Source organism: Paenibacillus sp. p3-SID867 (genome assembly GCF_025142895.1).
GTDB lineage: Bacteria > Bacillota > Bacilli > Paenibacillales > Paenibacillaceae > Paenibacillus_AQ.
Genome location: NZ_JAMBDM010000011.1, coordinates 170407 through 186402, shown reverse-complemented (window position 1 = coordinate 186402; position 15996 = coordinate 170407). Strand labels below are relative to the sequence as shown.

14 protein-coding genes are annotated in these 15996 nt (G+C 50.8%); 8 read left to right on the top strand and 6 right to left on the bottom strand.

What is annotated here, in order from left to right; all coding sequences use genetic code 11:
- Nucleotides 1–134: 134 nt before the first annotated feature.
- A complete protein-coding gene (locus tag M4D81_RS22710) occupies nucleotides 135–908 on the bottom strand; it encodes a DUF2161 family putative PD-(D/E)XK-type phosphodiesterase (protein ID WP_260068132.1) in 774 nt (257 codons plus the stop codon).
- A 265-nt stretch (nucleotides 909–1173) separates the two neighbouring features.
- Here M4D81_RS22710 and M4D81_RS22705 point away from each other — a divergent pair, with 265 nt between their 5' ends.
- A complete protein-coding gene (locus tag M4D81_RS22705; protein ID WP_194544289.1) occupies nucleotides 1174–3069 on the top strand; it encodes a PrkA family serine protein kinase in 1896 nt (631 codons plus the stop codon).
- 212 nt (nucleotides 3070–3281) lie between these two features.
- The gene (locus M4D81_RS22700) at nucleotides 3282–4343 is read left to right on the top strand and encodes a globin-coupled sensor protein (protein ID WP_071217879.1); all 1062 of its coding nucleotides are present in this window, start codon (nucleotides 3282–3284) and stop codon (nucleotides 4341–4343) included.
- A 126-nt stretch (nucleotides 4344–4469) separates the two neighbouring features.
- Here M4D81_RS22700 and M4D81_RS22695 read toward each other — a convergent pair whose 3' ends face one another.
- Entirely contained in the window at nucleotides 4470–5861 is a 1392-nt protein-coding gene (locus M4D81_RS22695; protein ID WP_260068131.1) for a SpoVR family protein, read from the bottom strand.
- Nucleotides 5862–6133: 272 nt separating this feature from the next.
- On the opposite strand from M4D81_RS22695, the gene M4D81_RS22690 reads away from it, so the two are divergent.
- A complete protein-coding gene (locus tag M4D81_RS22690) occupies nucleotides 6134–7930 on the top strand; it encodes a S9 family peptidase (RefSeq protein ID WP_260068130.1) in 1797 nt (598 codons plus the stop codon).
- Nucleotides 7931–7996: 66 nt separating this feature from the next.
- On the opposite strand, the gene M4D81_RS22685 is transcribed toward M4D81_RS22690, so the two are convergent.
- A complete protein-coding gene (locus tag M4D81_RS22685; protein WP_260068129.1) occupies nucleotides 7997–8971 on the bottom strand; it encodes a cation diffusion facilitator family transporter in 975 nt (324 codons plus the stop codon).
- Between the two features lie 329 nt (nucleotides 8972–9300).
- On the opposite strand from M4D81_RS22685, the gene M4D81_RS22680 reads away from it, so the two are divergent.
- From M4D81_RS22680 to glpX, 4 genes are all read left to right on the top strand, one after another.
- Nucleotides 9301–9474 (top strand): GapA-binding peptide SR1P, encoded by a 174-nt coding sequence (locus M4D81_RS22680; protein ID WP_074961774.1) that lies wholly within the window; start codon nucleotides 9301–9303, stop codon nucleotides 9472–9474.
- A gap of 196 nt (nucleotides 9475–9670) precedes the next feature.
- Nucleotides 9671–10333, top strand: coding sequence for a helix-turn-helix transcriptional regulator (locus tag M4D81_RS22675; protein WP_009595798.1), 663 nt, complete (start codon nucleotides 9671–9673; stop codon nucleotides 10331–10333).
- A gap of 13 nt (nucleotides 10334–10346) precedes the next feature.
- Nucleotides 10347–11153, top strand: a complete 807-nt coding sequence (locus M4D81_RS22670; protein ID WP_071217883.1) for a pyruvate, water dikinase regulatory protein — start codon at nucleotides 10347–10349, stop codon at nucleotides 11151–11153.
- A 41-nt stretch (nucleotides 11154–11194) separates the two neighbouring features.
- On the top strand, nucleotides 11195–12172 hold the full coding sequence (gene glpX / locus M4D81_RS22665) for a class II fructose-bisphosphatase (protein WP_260068128.1): 978 nt from the start codon (nucleotides 11195–11197) through the stop codon (nucleotides 12170–12172).
- A gap of 98 nt (nucleotides 12173–12270) precedes the next feature.
- On the opposite strand, the gene M4D81_RS22660 is transcribed toward glpX, so the two are convergent.
- Both M4D81_RS22660 and M4D81_RS22655 read right to left on the bottom strand, forming a co-directional pair.
- The gene (locus tag M4D81_RS22660; RefSeq protein ID WP_009595848.1) at nucleotides 12271–12774 is read right to left on the bottom strand and encodes a hypothetical protein; all 504 of its coding nucleotides are present in this window, start codon (nucleotides 12772–12774) and stop codon (nucleotides 12271–12273) included.
- A gap of 242 nt (nucleotides 12775–13016) precedes the next feature.
- A complete protein-coding gene (locus tag M4D81_RS22655; protein WP_260068127.1) occupies nucleotides 13017–13874 on the bottom strand; it encodes a DegV family protein in 858 nt (285 codons plus the stop codon).
- Nucleotides 13875–14048: 174 nt separating this feature from the next.
- Between M4D81_RS22655 and M4D81_RS22650 the strand changes: the two genes are divergently transcribed.
- Nucleotides 14049–14939 carry a hypothetical protein gene (locus tag M4D81_RS22650; protein ID WP_260068126.1) on the top strand — a complete coding sequence of 297 codons (891 nt, stop codon included), beginning with the start codon at nucleotides 14049–14051 and terminating at the stop codon, nucleotides 14937–14939.
- A gap of 81 nt (nucleotides 14940–15020) precedes the next feature.
- On the opposite strand, the gene M4D81_RS22645 is transcribed toward M4D81_RS22650, so the two are convergent.
- Nucleotides 15021–15938 (bottom strand): molecular chaperone DnaJ, encoded by a 918-nt coding sequence (locus tag M4D81_RS22645; protein WP_220684079.1) that lies wholly within the window; start codon nucleotides 15936–15938, stop codon nucleotides 15021–15023.
- Nucleotides 15939–15996: the final 58 nt, after the last annotated feature.

Here is a 15996-nt window from a genome sequence, read left to right as displayed (position 1 = left end):
TGGAAGGTTTCTTTATGCGAATCGTGTATAACATAGCAAAGCTGCTGATTGAGCCTGATTTCAGGTTCGGAATAGAATCAGCGGCTTTTTTTCATGGGCGAATATGTACTTGTTCGGAGTTCTGCCTGCAGAATCTATGATTTCAATACGGAAGCATAGTCTGCCAGTGCTTGTACGCCGGCCGGTGTCAACACGTAGCGACCGCGACTTACCCGACGGAACCAGCCATAGTAATTGCGCTGCAGAATGTCAGCCGCCGATCCCACGCCGCTTCGATCCCGCACGGCCGCGGGAGAAATACCGGACAGCACCGCGGGTGTAACTTCTTGAAGCTCATGCCCCTCCTGCAGTTCGCGCGAGCTTCGCTGCTCCACTTCCGCCGCATTCATGGCAGCAGCAACGCGCAGCGTCTTCTCGCGATAAGCGGTAACCAGCTTGGCTCTCGTCACCCCGCCCGTGTTGTAATCGCCGCTGCGCTCCCGAAATTCATACAATAGGCGTTCCTTGCGCCTGATGGCGGTGCGGCCATTCTGCACGGCGATCTCCGGCTCACAGAGCACCTCGACGAAGGGCGCTTTGGTTTTGTAGAAGGTGACCGTAATGAGTCCTAGTCCCAAACGTCCGCAGAGCCCCGTCAGCTCCGCCCAGCGCTGATTGACGGCTCCTTTCTTTGCCCGGCTCTTCTCGACGGCAAGGTAAACGTAGGGGGTCAGCTTTAACCGCTCGATGCCCTGGAGCAGAAGGGCCAGATTGAAGGTTTTTTTCAGCTCCACGATCAGCGGTTCATCGGCGCCCTCTTTCATGCCGACAAGGTCACAATTGCGTACTTCACCCTTCACTTCATAACCGTTTAGTTCAAAAAAGGCCTTCAGGGGAGCGTACAGCTCGGCTTCATGCTTTATCGCCATGATGACTCTCCTTTATTCGAAAGATGCTTTAATGTCAAGTTAATGTAATTTCAGTATAGCATGGGGACGGCTCGCATGGCGTACCCGAGTGTAGAATGGAGCGGTGGTTAGATAAAATTGCATGCGCATGACTTCGAAAATAAGGTCAACTATTCCAAGCAAGTCGCATAGGTATGTAATACACTTTTTCGAAAATGGAATGTTTTCTAATGACGCTGTGGAATGGAAGCCAATCCCCATAAACAGACTCATAGGAGGTAGCGAAATGGATATTTTCGAACGCATAGCATCGTATCGGGCAGAAGGCGACCGTTTGGCGTGGAGCGGCACATTCAGGGAATACATTGAAATACTTAAGAAGGATCCCTCTCCAGCCATGACGGCACATGCCCGTGTATATGACATGATCGAATCCTACGGTTTCGAAGAGAGCGGGGGCCAGAAAAAATATAAGTTTTTTGAACAGGAAATCTTCGGTCTCGACCGGGCTGTCGAGAAACTCGTTGAAGAATATTTCCATTCCGCGGCCCGCAGGCTGGATGTGCGCAAACGCATACTGCTGCTTATGGGGCCTGTCAGCGGCGGGAAATCCACGCTGGTCACGCTGCTGAAGCGCGGCCTGGAGAAGCATTCCCGTACCGACCGCGGAGCGGTATACGCGATCGCCGGCTGCCCGATGCAGGAAGAGCCGCTGCATTTGATTCCGATGGAGCTAAGACCGGAGATCGAGAAGGAGCTCGGCGTCCGGATCGAGGGGAATTTGTGCCCGGCCTGCCAGCTTCGGCTTAAAACCGAGTACGGCGGCGATATCGAAAAGGTTGAAGTTGAACGGATATTAATCTCCGAGGAGAACCGGGTCGGCATCGGCACGTTCAGTCCGTCGGATCCCAAGTCGCAGGACATTGCCGATTTGACCGGCAGCATCGATTTCTCCACCATCACGGAATACGGTTCGGAATCGGATCCGCGGGCCTATCGCTTTGACGGTGAGTTAAACAAGGCGAACCGCGGTTTGATGGAATTCCAGGAGATGCTGAAATGCGATGAAAAGTTTCTGTGGAATTTGCTCTCCCTGACCCAGGAGGGGAACTTTAAAGCCGGCCGGTTTGCGCTGATTAGCGCAGATGAGCTGATCGTGGCTCACACCAACGAATCCGAGTATAAAGCATTTATCGCCAATAAGAAAAACGAGGCGCTACAATCCCGGATGATTGTTATGCCGATTCCGTATAACCTGCGAGTCAGCGACGAGGAGAAAATCTACTCGAAGCTGATCGGCCAAAGCGATATGAAGCATATCCATATCGCGCCGCACGCGCTTCGTTCCGCCGCCATATTCTCCGTCTTGACGCGTCTGAAGGAAACGAAGAAGCAGGGCATGGATCTGATCAAGAAGATGCGCATGTACGACGGGGTAGAAGTCGAAGGGTATAAAGAAGCGGACCTGAAAGAGATGCAGAATGAATATCTGGAAGAAGGCATGTCCGGGATTGATCCGCGATATGTCATTAACCGGATATCCAGTGCTTTGATTAAGCAAGATCTTCAGTGCATTAACGCGCTGGATATGCTGCGGGCGATCAAGGATGGGCTGGATCAGCATGCGTCGATTGCCAAGGAGGAGCGGGAGCGCTACCTGAACTTTATTGCCGCGGCACGCAAGGAGTATGATGATCTGGCGAAGAAGGAAGTCCAGAAGGCCTTTGTGTATTCCTTCGAGGAGTCTGCCAAGACGCTGTTCGAGAATTATTTGGATAACATCGAAGCATTCTGCAACTGGACGAAAATCCGCGATCCGTTAACCGATGAGGAGATGGATCCGGACGAAAGACTGATGCGTTCGATCGAGGAGCAGATCGGCGTCTCGGAAAACGCAAAGAAGGCTTTCCGGGAGGAGATCATGATTCGCATCTCGGCTTATTCCCGAAAGGGCAAAAAGTTCGAATATCACAATCATGAGCGCCTGCGCGAGGCGATTGAGAAGAAGCTGTTCACCGACCTGAAGGATATCGTCAAGATTACAACCTCGACGAAAACGCCGGATGCCGTGCAGTTAAAACGGATCAACGAGGTTAGCTCCAGACTGATCGAGGAGCATGGGTACTGCCCGGTATGCGCGAACGAGCTGCTGCGTTATGTGGGCAGTCTGTTGAATCGATAATATCGGATAGAATAACGGAATGCCATGAGAAACCACCTGTAAAGTTAGGGTGGTTTCTCATGCTTTGGGATGAAATGGCCTGTTGATCAGTGCAAATATACACACAATTAGGACTTAAGCATTATGTCTGTATGGTAAATATAGTCTATAATGGACCCTAAGTACTTGAACCTGTGATATGGATCACGCTATTTAGGAGTGGAGTTATCGAAATGATTGATGTTTCCCCGAAAAGACGCCAACAGTTGGAGTATATCGGATTGGATGAACAAGGGCTGGAGCTGCTGGCCAATCATCGCGACGTGTTTGCGAAGGTGGTTGAAGAGGTCGTTAACCGGTTTTACGCGCAGATCGGGACGCAGCCGCACTTGATGCAGATTATCGAGCGCACCTCGACCGTGGAACGGCTTAAGGAGACCCAGCGGGTATACTGGATGTCCCTTGCGGCAGGAAGAGTGGATGAAACTTATATTGCCGAACGGATTAAGATCGGACAAGTTCACTCCAGAATCGGCCTGAAAACGGATTATTACCTTGGAAGCTACATGGTTTATCTGGATATCGCTACCGACTTACTGAAGCAAATCGTACCGGATCAGTGGATCCAAGTGGTGCACGCGCTGAGCAAGATGTTTAATTTGGATTCCCAGCTCGTTCTGGAAGCTTACGAAATGAAAGAGAAAGAGAAGATCAACAATTTGGTATCGGATCAACAAAGAATGTTGGAAGCGATTACAAATGCGGTTCAAGAACTGACGGCCATGATCGTGGAGCTGGATCAAAGCGCGGCGTTAATGGCAGACAATGCGATCAAAACAGCGGAAGCACAGGATAAAGCGCATATGCTGACTTCCGAGCTGGGTGAAGAAATTTTACATATTGAGCAGATGGGAAGTTTGATCAGGGAAATCTCGGATCAGAGCCACTTGCTCGGTCTGAATGCGGCGATTGAGGCAGCTCATGCCGGGGAATTAGGCAGAGGCTTCGAGGTGGTTGCCGGGGAAGTTCGAAAGCTGGCCACCCATTCCAAGAAGGCGATGGACGAGATTCAGGACAAGGTCAGCGGCATTATTCGCAAGCTGGGTCTTGTAGAGCAGGAATCAGAGAAAACATCCTTGAACGCACGAAATCAGGCGGCAAGCTCGCAGGAATTGGCTGCTTTTGTGAAAATGATGGAAAAGCTGGCCGATGATTTGGAATCACTTCAGCATGAATATGATGTTCAGAAGCACGATGTCCAAGAGGGAGCCATATCCCAGAAGGTAAGTGTATAACAGGGATCCAAGAAGGAAACAGATTAAGGATATCCCTAAACAACAGCAGCACCCGCGCATGGAGGAATCCCCCAGCGCGGGTGCTGCTGCTCTATGGCGCCATATTGGCCTTCAAGCGCTGCGTTGCTAAATAAATCGCCGATGGAGCTTCTTGCCGTCGTAGGAGAACAGGATCGGTTTGCCCTCGATCATGCTGTGCAGATGCACGGGTTTGCCCCAGAGCCGGTAAACATAGGGGATGGTGCGCTCCATATATTTCAGGTCAAGCTCAACGCCCTCGTACAGATGCTTGATCATCAGCTCACCGGAGCGAAGATGATCGCCATCGGTTACCACGAGAAACGGCGAGCCGCCGTTTACGCGGGAGACGACCAGCTGGTCGCGGATATTTTCCCACGCCTTGTCGGTGATTTTCCACTCCGGCCCTTTTTTCTCGAAGACATAGAGGTCCAGGTCCTCCACGAGTTCCTTCGTTAAATAATTGCGCAGGAAGGAAATATCGGAGTCGTATTCGCGCACATCAAACATCTTCTCCCGATCCCAGCGGCGTTCGATATCCTCGAAGATTTTCAGACCCAGGTAGTAGGGATTCAGGCTGTGGCGCGACGGCTGCACGACCGAGGCATTGAGCTTGGCGAATTCCACCGTTTCCTCGCTAGTCAGGTCCATCTCCCGCAGAATGCGCTGATGCCAGTAAGATGCCCAGCCCTCGTTCATGATTTTGGTTTCCATCTGCGGCCAGAAGTACAGCATCTCCTCGCGCAGCATACTCATAATGTCCCGCTGCCAATCCTCCAGAATATCGGAGTGCTCCTGAATGAACCACATGATGTCTTTCTCCGGCTCGGGCGGGAAGCGTTTGGGTGCTGCCGGTGATTTATCGGCTTTGTCTTCGCCGTCATCATCCATATCCCACAAATCATCGTACCGGCCAGGAGGCTTTTGCCGTTTGGCTTCCTCCTTACGCTCCAGCACCCGCCGTGCATTGTACCGCTGCTTATCGAGTTTATCCGGTCTTATGATATGCGGATCCACATGCTCTTGAATCGCCAGTACAGCGTCGATAAACTGCTCCACCGCCTCCGTGCCGTGCTCAATCTCGTAACGGGAGATGCGTTCGGCAGTAGCCGACATGCTTTCAACCATATTACGATTGGAGACGGAGAAACGGGCGTTGTTTTTAAAGAAATCGCAGTGTGCAAGGACATGGGCCACAATGAGTTTATTTTGAATCAGGGAGTTGCCGTCCAGAAGAAACGCATAACATGGATTGGAGTTGATCACGAGCTCGTAGATTTTGCTAAGGCCGAAGTCGTACTGCATCTTCATTTTATTGAAGGTTTTTCCGAAGCTCCAGTGGCTGAACCGGGTAGGCATGCCGTATGCGCCGAAAGTATATATGATGTCTGCCGGGCAGATCTCATATCGCATAGGGTAAAAATCAAGGCCAAAGCCTGTAGCGATCTCGGTAATCTCTGCAATGGAACGTTCCAGTTCCGCGATCTCGTCTTGGTGCACGAGTATCCCCCCTTCGTTATTAAAAACATGGTTCTTATCATTTATATGGAATCTTGCTGCAGATATGCGGGCTGACGAGGGGATGCCGGGAATATGTACGGGCTTCTGCGAAAAAAGAGTCCCGTCTCGTTCCTCAGACGTAGCGAGCTGCCAGACCACGTAACGATGCTCCTCGGAAAACTTTGCGTTATAATGGGATTAATCCAGCGGTTTGGCAGACTTCTCCATTTATTAACCGCTGGATAATAAGATGAGGTCAGGGAGGCAAATGAATGATCGAATTTCCTAAACCCGATGTGGAGCAATTTTTTCAAACTTATGGCATTCGTACCTTTGGAATTAGCGCAGACGAGTCACGGCTCGTGTTCAGCAGCAGCCTGAACGGAAAGTTCAATTTATGGGCCATGGAGTTAGAAGGGGAGACGTCCTACCCTTATCCGCTTACATACAATGACCAGATCGCAAGCTTTATCAAGCTGGACCCGGAAGGGCGACATATCTTAACGGCGTTTGACCGTGACGGGAATGAGAACTATCAGTTTCATGCGCTTCGCTGGAACGGCGGCGAGCCGATGCCTTTGTTCGAAGGGGCCGATGCGGATGACAAACATTATTTCGTGCATCTGTCGGAGGATGGCAAGCGATTGTATTACGTCACATCGAAGGGGAATCCGTCCTTCCTCAATTCGCGCGTATATCATCTGGACACCAAGGAGGATCATTTGCTGCATGAAGGCGAGGTGACGTCGACCGAAATGTGTGCCGTGAGCCCCGACGAGAAAACTATCGCATATACGAAAATGTATGCCAACACCTACTATGTCAGTTACGTGAAGCGTGAAGGCGGCGAGCCGCTCTGCTTGACACCTTCCCCTGATCAGGTTCACATCTCGGGTGATGTGCTGTTCGCCAGCAATGACCAGGTCATTTTCGCAACGGATTACGAATCGGAATTTTCATATGTAGCCACTTACGACATTCCTCAGCAGAAGTTTGAACCGCTGTGCCGTTTCGACCGGGAGAGCATCCAGCTCTTGCGCTACCATAAGGATTCACGGACCCTCTATATCGTCACGGAAAAAGGGGTGGAGGATCGACTGTATGCCTATTCGCTCGACACCGGTGAGTTAACCGCCATTCCCCTTCCATCGGATATCGTGGAGCAGTTGAACGTGACAAAGTCCGGCAATTTGTACCTGCTTGCCCGCGGCGCAGTGAAGCCGCTTAACATTTACCGCTACGCCGGCGGCGCATGGAGTTTGATCACGAAGAACGTTCTGACAGGATTAACCGACGAGGACATGGTGACGCCGGAGGTTGTGACGTATCCTTCTTTTGACGGCATGGAGATCGAAGCGCTCCTGTTCCGAGCCAAAGACCATGTGGCGAACGGTTATACGGTTTTTTGGCCGCATGGCGGCCCGCAAGCCTCGGAACGCAAGCAGTTCCGTTCCATGTTCCAGTATATTCTGGCCAAAGGGTATCACATCTTCTGTCCGAACTTCCGGGGAAGTACGGGTTACGGCAGCTCCTTCGTGAAATTGGTGGAGCAGGATTGGGGCGAGGGACCGCGCAAGGACTGTTTGGCAGGCATGGATTGGCTGTTTGAGCAAGGCATTTCGAGCCGTGAGAAGCTCTTCGTGATGGGCGGAAGCTACGGCGGTTATATGACTCTGCTGCTGGCAGGACGTAATCCAGAGTATTTCAAAGCGGCCATTGATATCGTCGGGGTCAGCAACCTGTTTACCTTCTACAACTCGGTACCCGAGCACTGGAAGCCGATTATGGAGCGCTGGATAGGCGATCCGGAACGGGATAAAGAACGCTTTATCAAGGATTCGCCGATTACGTACCTGGATGATATGGTGAACCCGATGCTGATCATCCAAGGGGCTAACGATCCGCGTGTCGTCAAAGAGGAATCTGACCAAATCGTCGAAGCTTTGAGGGCGAAGGGTCGCGACGTGGAGTATCTCGTGTTCGAAGACGAGGGGCATGGCATTACGAAAAAGGCCAACGAAAAAATCGCTTATGCGCGGATGGTCGAATTCCTGAAGCGCAATCAGTAAGAGGCCGTATGAAAAAAGAGGCGTACCCAAGGTCCATTCGGACTCTGAGGTACGCCTCTTTCCCTTTTAGTTATCTATAGTCTCGCTCGGATTCCAGAGCTTGATTCCATCGTCCTCCAGGATGCCTAAGGTCACATCCGAAATGTTCGGATCCTGGGTCAGCAGGGCGTTGATTCTCATTTTGGAATGGCCGGCCTCGGCCAGGGTCATCCCTTTCTTCAGTTCAATGTAGGCCTCCACATGATAGTTGCGGCCTTCCTGCAGGATGCGAAGACGATTGATGTCGCGGACATCCGGATCGCCGAGTATGATCTGGGAGATCTTCTCTTCCACTTCATTCGGAGCGGCGACGCCGATTAAGCCGACCATATTGTCATATCCGACCTTAAAGGCGACGCCCACCATCAGACAGCCGATCAGGATCGTGGCGATTCCGTCCAGGATGAGGAAATTGAAGAAATGCGCGAACACAATGGCGATCAGCGCGAAGAGGGCACCTAGTGTAGCCACGATGTCTTCATAGAACACAAGCCGTGTAGGCGGGGCAGCACGGCCGGCATTTTTGAAAGCGGCGGGCAGCAGGGCAAATCCGGATGCTTGAACACGGGTTTCCTTCATAATCTCTTTCATGGCTTTCATCAGAATGGCGCCATCAATGATAACGGCAATAACCAGCACAATGAAATTAAGCCAGAAATTCGTGGCTTCTTCCGGATGCTTTAACAGCTTGAAGCCTTTCAGTATCGTTTCGTAGGCCATGATGGTAACCACGATTACCGCAACCATGCAGACCAGATTAATGACCCTGCCGAATCCGGTGGGGAACTTCTTGGTCGGCTTTCGCTCGGCCAGCACGCTGCCTACGAATACAAACCCCTGGTTTACGGCATCGGCCACCGAGTGCATGGCGGATGCAAACATCGTACCGCTGCCGCTAACGGACGCCGCTATCCCTTTGATTATGGCCAATCCCGTGTTGCCCAGTGCTGCAATGGCGGATGAGGTGTTTCCTTTCTTAATAAGCTGCCATGTGTTCTTCAATCCGAACCCTCCGTCTATTTTGTCGATTTCGATTCAATCCGAAGTATATATTATCATATCATGCCAAATTAAGGGTATCTCCATATCCTCACGTGAAACATGATGTCATACCATATTACTTAACATGTTTTTTGTTACATTAATCATTATTTACTCATATCTTCATTTCTTACCCAATACATTAAGAATATAGTGGAAAATAAAGGGATGTATGTAGTGAACACGGTTGGTAAGTGGTCTTTAGGAGGATGTGGCGAATCGAGTTACCGCTGGATGACAAAGCGTAAACTGCCTTGCAGCAAAGTGAAAAAACATAAGGAGGAAATGTTATGAAAGCGTTAACAAGTCCAGAGGCAGCGAAAGGCAAGGCGAATGAGGAATGGGGCCTGATTATATGCTCCAGATGTGATGAAATGGTGGACACGATTCCAACCGACGGAGTGAAGATCATTTATGGATATTGCGGAAAAGGGGAATGCAAAGGCACAGACCCTCAAAATTAATGGATGATCGTTAGCGGAATGTAAACAAAGCATGCTTTTTTGGGAGGAATCTTCCAGAAAGCGTGCTTTTTTTATGGATTTATAACCTTTTTTGATGGGTATTAAAAAAATGATTGATACCTAATTATGCATTTTTTAGACGAAAATATGTTGCATATATATTATATATGACGTATTATATCGGCAAGTAGAGGAAATGCACGCAGGAGGGATCACTATCGAACTGACGACAAGGCAGCAGGATATCGTCGATATCGTAAAAAAACATGCACCCATTACAGGAGATCAGATTGCGGAGATGCTGAATGTCAGCCGAGCCACCCTTCGTACCGATTTATCCAAACTGGTGGTTCTGGATTATATTGATGCCAAGCCAAAGGTGGGGTACTTTCTGGGAAAGCGGGGAACGCGCGACCGGGAGGAGAAGTTCCGCCTTCTCAAAATGAAGGTTGGCGATCTTCACGGTGTTCCGGTTATTGTGCGTGAGACCACGACGATTCATGAAGCCGTTGTATCCTTGTTTCTGGAGAACGTGGGGAATCTGATCGTTACCGATGCCGATGGTCATCTGGCCGGGATTGTGTCCCGCAAGGATCTGCTTAAGGTAACGCTTGGCAACCCGACGGCATCCTCCATGCCGGTAAGCCTGATCATGACCCGACGGGCTAACGTGACAACCGTGCAGCCGGAAGATACGGTGCTGGATGCCGCCCGGAAAATCATCAATCATCAAATCGATAGCCTGCCGGTTGTCGTTCCGTCCACTACGGGGAATCCGGGGGAACACTGGAAGGTTGTCGGTCGGATCACAAAAACGAATATTATCAAAATGCTGCTCGACATGGTAGCCGAGGAATAATGGGAGGAATCGGATGAATCAGGCATTAACTCATTTCATAGCAATCTGTTCGGACTCCATCGGGGAGACGGCTGAAGCAGTTGTGCAAGCTACCCTGCGCCAATTCGAGCTTCCGAATACAGAGATTAAACGTTATATGAACGTTCGCGACGAGGATGAATTGACCGAATTGATGGAAGAGGTGGCGCGGCGCGGAGGCTTTGTAGCCTACACGCTTGTGCAGCCGGAGCTTCGCGAGGTCATACGGGAGGAAGCCGTACGGCTCAACATTCGTACAGTGGATATTATGGGGCCGATGATGCAGGCCTTTGCCGATACGTTCAACGACTATCCCAAACGGCTGCCGGGGCTGCTGCATCGCCTTGATGACAGCTATTTCCGGAGGGTCGACGCGATGGAATTCGCTGTCCAATATGACGATGGCAAGGACGTTAGCGCTATTTTGAAGGCAGACATCATATTGCTGGGCGTATCTCGAATCTCCAAGACGCCGCTATCGATGTTTCTCGCGCATAAAGGCTACAAAACGGTCAATTTCCCGATCGTGCCGGAGATGTCGCCGCCGTCGCAGCTCAGAGAAGTCACGAACGGGACGATCATCGGGCTTACGATCGAGCCGGAGCATCTTCTCAAAATCCGCAGCGAGCGCTTAAAGGTCATGGGACTGCCGCATCAGGTGCAGTATGCAGCCCTTGAGCGGATACAAGAGGAACTGGATTATGCCCTGTCGCTGTATGCGGAGCTTGGATGCCCCGTCATTGATGTTACCGATAAGGCGATTGAGGAATCCGCAGGACTGATTATGAATTATCTGAAATAAGGTGCATCGGCAAGGAAAAAAGCTGAAGGAGGGATTCATTCATGGAGAGTTCATTAGCATTGGAGCTTGTAAGAGTGACGGAGGAAGCGGCGCTGCAATCCGCCCGGTGGACAGGAAGAGGGGACAAGAACAGTGCTGATGAAGCCGCGACGGTTGCCATGCGCAAGCATTTTGATTCCGCAGCGATGGATGGTGTCGTTGTCATAGGGGAAGGCGAGATGGATGAAGCGCCCATGCTGTATATTGGAGAGCGCGTAGGGAACCGAAAAGGTCCGAAGATGGACGTGGCGGTGGATCCGCTCGAAGGAACGGAAACGGTGGCCAGCGGACTGAACAACGCGTTATCCGTAATCGCCGCAGCTCCCCGAGGCACCCTTCTGCATGCGCCCGATATCTATATGCATAAGCTCGCGGTTGGACCCGAGCTTGCGGGCAAGCTGAATTTGAATGATCCGATTGAGGTCACCCTTCGAAAAGCATCGGAGATCTTATCCAAGCCGTTGTCGGAGATGACGGTATCCATTCTCGATCGAGACCGACACAGCGCGATGATCAAGGCATTGCGAGAGTCCGGGGTAAGAATCAAGCTGCTGAGCCACGGGGATGTCATGGGAGCGATCGAGACCTGCACGGACAGCGAGGTCGATCTCTATGTGGGCTCAGGAGGAGCTCCGGAAGGCGTTCTCGCTGCCGCTGCTTTGAAATGCCTGGGCGGAGAAATCCAGGGACGGCTCATACCGGAGACACCGGAGGATTTCATCAGATGCCAGGACATGGGGTTGAAGCATCCCGAGCAGCTGCTGACGATGGAGGATATGGTAGGCGGCGAAGGCGTATTATTCGTGGCTACGGGCGTGACGGCTGGCGATTTCCTGCGCGGTGTGAAGTTTATGCCGGGTCAGCGGGCCGAAACGCATTCCGTCATGATGTACTCCGGCACCAGAACCGTCCGTTATATTCGGAGCGTTCATCATCTGTTTCAAAGCAGTGAGACTTTAGCTGCCGCTGCATCCTCTTAATGCATAAGCAGGGTATCCATAATATAAAGGCACTCCGAAGGTTAGCTAACCTTCGGAGTGCCTTTATGCGTTGTTAACGGATTGGTGCTGCCGGATGCTTAACCGTGTCTCTTCCGTCCGAGCATCAGCCAAGCTCCGCCAAGCACAAGCAGTACGGCGATGACAGGCTGCACGACGGACAGGTAATTCAGTACGGGTCCGATTGAGAATACCACGAAAAACAGCAGCGACAATACGGTCAGAATGTTAATCGGGATGAGCAGCCACTTGTTACGCGATCCGAACCAGTAGAACTCGAACAGTCCTGCCGCAACGGCCAGGATAAAGCCGGGCCACATGGAGCCCCACGAGTCAAACAAGGAAGCGATTTGGCTGACAATACCGGCTGTGAGCAGAATGCCGCCCGGTATCAACAGTCCGATACCCTGTCGTCCAACCAGCGAGAAGTACATCCAGTGAAAAAACAGGCCTAACGGGATCACGAACAGGGTAGGCCAGAATGTGGCGAAGATGGAACCGGCGCCTACTGTTCCGCCTTGGTTTAAGAGCAAGTATGCGCCGAGCAGGATGAGCAGCGGTGCCAAGATTGTACGTTTCGTCATACAAACTTCGTTCCTTTCCTTTTGTAGATTGATTAATCCAAGAATACCATGCAATGGATGGGGATGTCCTCGGTCCTGCGGGGAATGTTTCACCTAGACTTTAGTCTAGGATGGCAAGTTTAGCCAATAGGCAGCCCGTTTAATAAGGTCACAAGCGCCCGGTAGGCGAGCCTGAATAAAGAAAAAACAGTCCTGCAGCAAAAGGGTTTCATAGCAGGACTGTCTTTTCCGAATGAAGGATATTAAGTAGGCTTCTTGGTATACATGAGTCCAACGGTTTGAGGACCGCAGTGGCTGCATATGACGCAGCCCGCGGTAGAAATGCTAACCTGCCGTGCGCCTGTTTTCTCCTGCAGTTGCTTTTGCAGGAAGCGGGCTTCCTCCTCGGCCATGGTATGCACAACAACGATCAGATCATTGTCCATTTTATCCACTTGAGCCAGCGCATTCTGGATCATCTGATCCAGTGCCTTCTCTTTTTTGCCGCGTACCTTGTAAGCGGGGATCATGCCGCCGTCCACGACTTTGATAACCGGACGGATTTTCAGCAGGCTGCCAATGATGTTTTGCATGCCCGAACAGCGTCCGCCTTTATGCAAGTAATCCAGCGTATCGACAACGAATTCGCACTCCACTTCATTTACGGTGCGGCTTAATAGCTCCACAATTTGTTGTATGGATGAACCTTCATTGGCTGCGTGAACAGCCTTCATGACAAGCAGGCCGATACCAGAGGAAAGATTGCGTGAATCGAACACGGTAACCCGGCCCTCGGGCAGCTCGCCTGCGGCTATCAGCGCATTTTGATAGGTGGAAGAAAGCTCTGATGAAATGCTAAGGAACAGGATATCCTCGCCTTGCTCAATGGATGGCGTGAAGGCCGCAATAAAGTCGGACGGAGAAGGTGCCGCTGTTTTGGGCAGGCTGCCGATCTGATCAACTTTGGCGTATAGCTGTTCCGGCGTGATGTCGACTCCGTCACGCAAGGATTGTTCTCCGAATACGACGTAGAGCGGAACGATGCCGATATTATATTCTTCTATCCATGAAGGTGGTAAGTCGCAAGTACTGTCAGCAAAAATTCTAATTTTACCAGACATGAACATCTCCCTTTATCAACTAATTGAATCTTGTACTACTAGAATACCTTGTTTGATGAAAAAAGGGAATGCTCTTGTCGTTTTGGGTCGAGAGCTGCGAGCATACTCCAAAAAAGGCGGTGATTGTGCAACATATTCCATAAGTTTCCCGTTAATTCTAATGGAGGTGGTTTTATGGCTAACCGTAAGCATTTGGGCAAAATGATCGCATTAACGACCGCTGCAATGCTGCTGATGGCAATAACGGCATGTGGAGGTGAAAACCCAACTTCTCAGCCGCCGGCTAATCCGAATCCCATTGTGGATGATGTCAAGGAACCGGCTGAACCCGTCGAAGAACCGAAGATCGAGATCAAGCAGGGAACCGGTACCTATGTAGGTCAAATCGATAGTAATTCCATTGAAATTGAAACAGCAGACGGTCCTACCGCGTTCCGGCTGGACGAAGGTATGGACCAAGTCATATCCAAACTACAGGGAGATGAGTCCGTCTCGTATGAGTATTGGGAGCAGCCCATTGAGGGCGAAGAAGAATTGAAACAGCTGATCCTCACCAAGCTGACGGTGGAAGAGAGAGGCGGGGGCAAGGGTTCAGAGAACGCGCAGCTGCCTGCAACCAAAGATTTTGAACTTGAGCTGGAGGGCATGAAAGAGACCAAAACAGCTAAACTGGCCCAGGGTGACGGTTACGCGCTCTATATATTTGATATCTTTTCCTTTGATGCAAAGACCAACAAGTTGACCATGAATGTGGATCAAGATTATTATGTCGAGATTACGAAGTTGCCTTCGGATTATAACGGGGATGAGCTCAAGCTGGAAGCGGAGAAAGAGCTTGCCGAGACAGGTAAAGTTCGTGAAGCTGACGACAATGAGAAGCATAAGGGCATGGAGGATGCGTCCGTTTATATGATAGCCGAAGGTGAGAGCCTGACCAAGATGTACATTGTGGATGAGATTGACGGCCAGGGATATATTTTCCGCGTAAATAACCCTCACCGTGAACCTTCCGAGGGATTTGCCACGCATGCCTTTACATCTTTGAGCTCGATCGTTAATCAATAATGTTCGCAAAAACAGCCTCTGCTGTTTGGCCATAAGGCTAAGCAGCGAGGCTGTTTTGTTATTCATATCGGATGGATGCATTCATTGTTGCTTGGACGTCTCCAAATATTGCTTAATAAAGCGCAGTGCATTTGCGTCACGTTCCGTGCCTTCACGAATGCCCGCAAACATTTCTTTCTTAAGGACAGGCAGTTGTTCGCCAAGCGGGCTGCCCATAATATCCACGGCATACACATGCTCCGAACCGTCTTCCTCATTTTTACCCTTTACCAGCATCTCCGGCGTGAGCAGTTCCTTCAGCTCGCCTTCAACCTCGGCTTCGAGGGGGCGCACCATCCCTTGATTGCCAACCCAATCAAAGGCGGTCTGATCCATAATGTACAGGTCCGGGCGCTCTGTGGACAGTACAAGCAGTGCCTTTTGCAGCATGGCTGCGTCCTGCGGATTGTTGGAATCCAGAGGCGGTACATAGTTAATGTTAACGGTTACGCGTTTCCAATCGGGGAATTGCGCCAGAATCGCATCCTCGATTGGTTTGAGGTCCTGTCCACCATCCTGGTTCATATAAGATCCGAGGAACATGACTTCCAGATCAACCGGGGGCAGATTGGCCAACCGTTCTTTCTCGGCCTGATGGTTGAAAATACTGATCACGATATAAATGAGGACGCCGACTAGAGCAATACCGCCGAGCACATGGAATTTATAATAACGGAAGAAATGATCGGTTTTCTCCGCTGTCCCGGCAAACCTTTTATATTTGCCGTACCGTTTCTGATTCATCTCTTCCAAAGCTTTACGGTTCTCTTCTTCCAGGATGAATTTATAGGCTTTGGTGATGTCGGCAAACTCGGCTTCGATCTCCTCCGCCCGGTCCGGCTCCCGCCTTTGATGTGAGCGGGTTTGGCGCATGAGCAGCGTGTACCGGTCGTCGAGCTGTTCCTTGGTTGCATCCTCCGGTAGACCCATTCGCTCATAGGCTTCTTTCAGTTGGTCCATTCATGTCACCTCTTCTATACTGTGAGAGTTTCCTATTTACCAGTATATAGTGTAGAGG

Excerpts from the sequence above, each read along its gene's own strand:
- M4D81_RS22690 (WP_260068130.1), top strand. The coding sequence starts at position 6,134 with ATGATCGAATTTCCTAAACCCGATGTGGAGCAATTTTTTCAAACTTAT.
- M4D81_RS22650 (WP_260068126.1), top strand. The coding sequence starts at position 14,049 with ATGGCTAACCGTAAGCATTTGGGCAAAATGATCGCATTAACGACCGCT.
- M4D81_RS22680 (WP_074961774.1), top strand. The coding sequence starts at position 9,301 with ATGAAAGCGTTAACAAGTCCAGAGGCAGCGAAAGGCAAGGCGAATGAG.
- glpX (WP_260068128.1), top strand. The coding sequence starts at position 11,195 with ATGGAGAGTTCATTAGCATTGGAGCTTGTAAGAGTGACGGAGGAAGCG.
- M4D81_RS22700 (WP_071217879.1), top strand. The coding sequence starts at position 3,282 with ATGATTGATGTTTCCCCGAAAAGACGCCAACAGTTGGAGTATATCGGA.
- M4D81_RS22655 (WP_260068127.1), bottom strand. The coding sequence starts at position 13,874 with ATGTCTGGTAAAATTAGAATTTTTGCTGACAGTACTTGCGACTTACCA.
- M4D81_RS22705 (WP_194544289.1), top strand. The coding sequence starts at position 1,174 with ATGGATATTTTCGAACGCATAGCATCGTATCGGGCAGAAGGCGACCGT.
- M4D81_RS22670 (WP_071217883.1), top strand. The coding sequence starts at position 10,347 with ATGAATCAGGCATTAACTCATTTCATAGCAATCTGTTCGGACTCCATC.
- M4D81_RS22660 (WP_009595848.1), bottom strand. The coding sequence starts at position 12,774 with ATGACGAAACGTACAATCTTGGCACCGCTGCTCATCCTGCTCGGCGCA.
- M4D81_RS22645 (WP_220684079.1), bottom strand. The coding sequence starts at position 15,938 with ATGGACCAACTGAAAGAAGCCTATGAGCGAATGGGTCTACCGGAGGAT.
- M4D81_RS22710 (WP_260068132.1), bottom strand. The coding sequence starts at position 908 with ATGGCGATAAAGCATGAAGCCGAGCTGTACGCTCCCCTGAAGGCCTTT.
- M4D81_RS22675 (WP_009595798.1), top strand. The coding sequence starts at position 9,671 with ATGCACGCAGGAGGGATCACTATCGAACTGACGACAAGGCAGCAGGAT.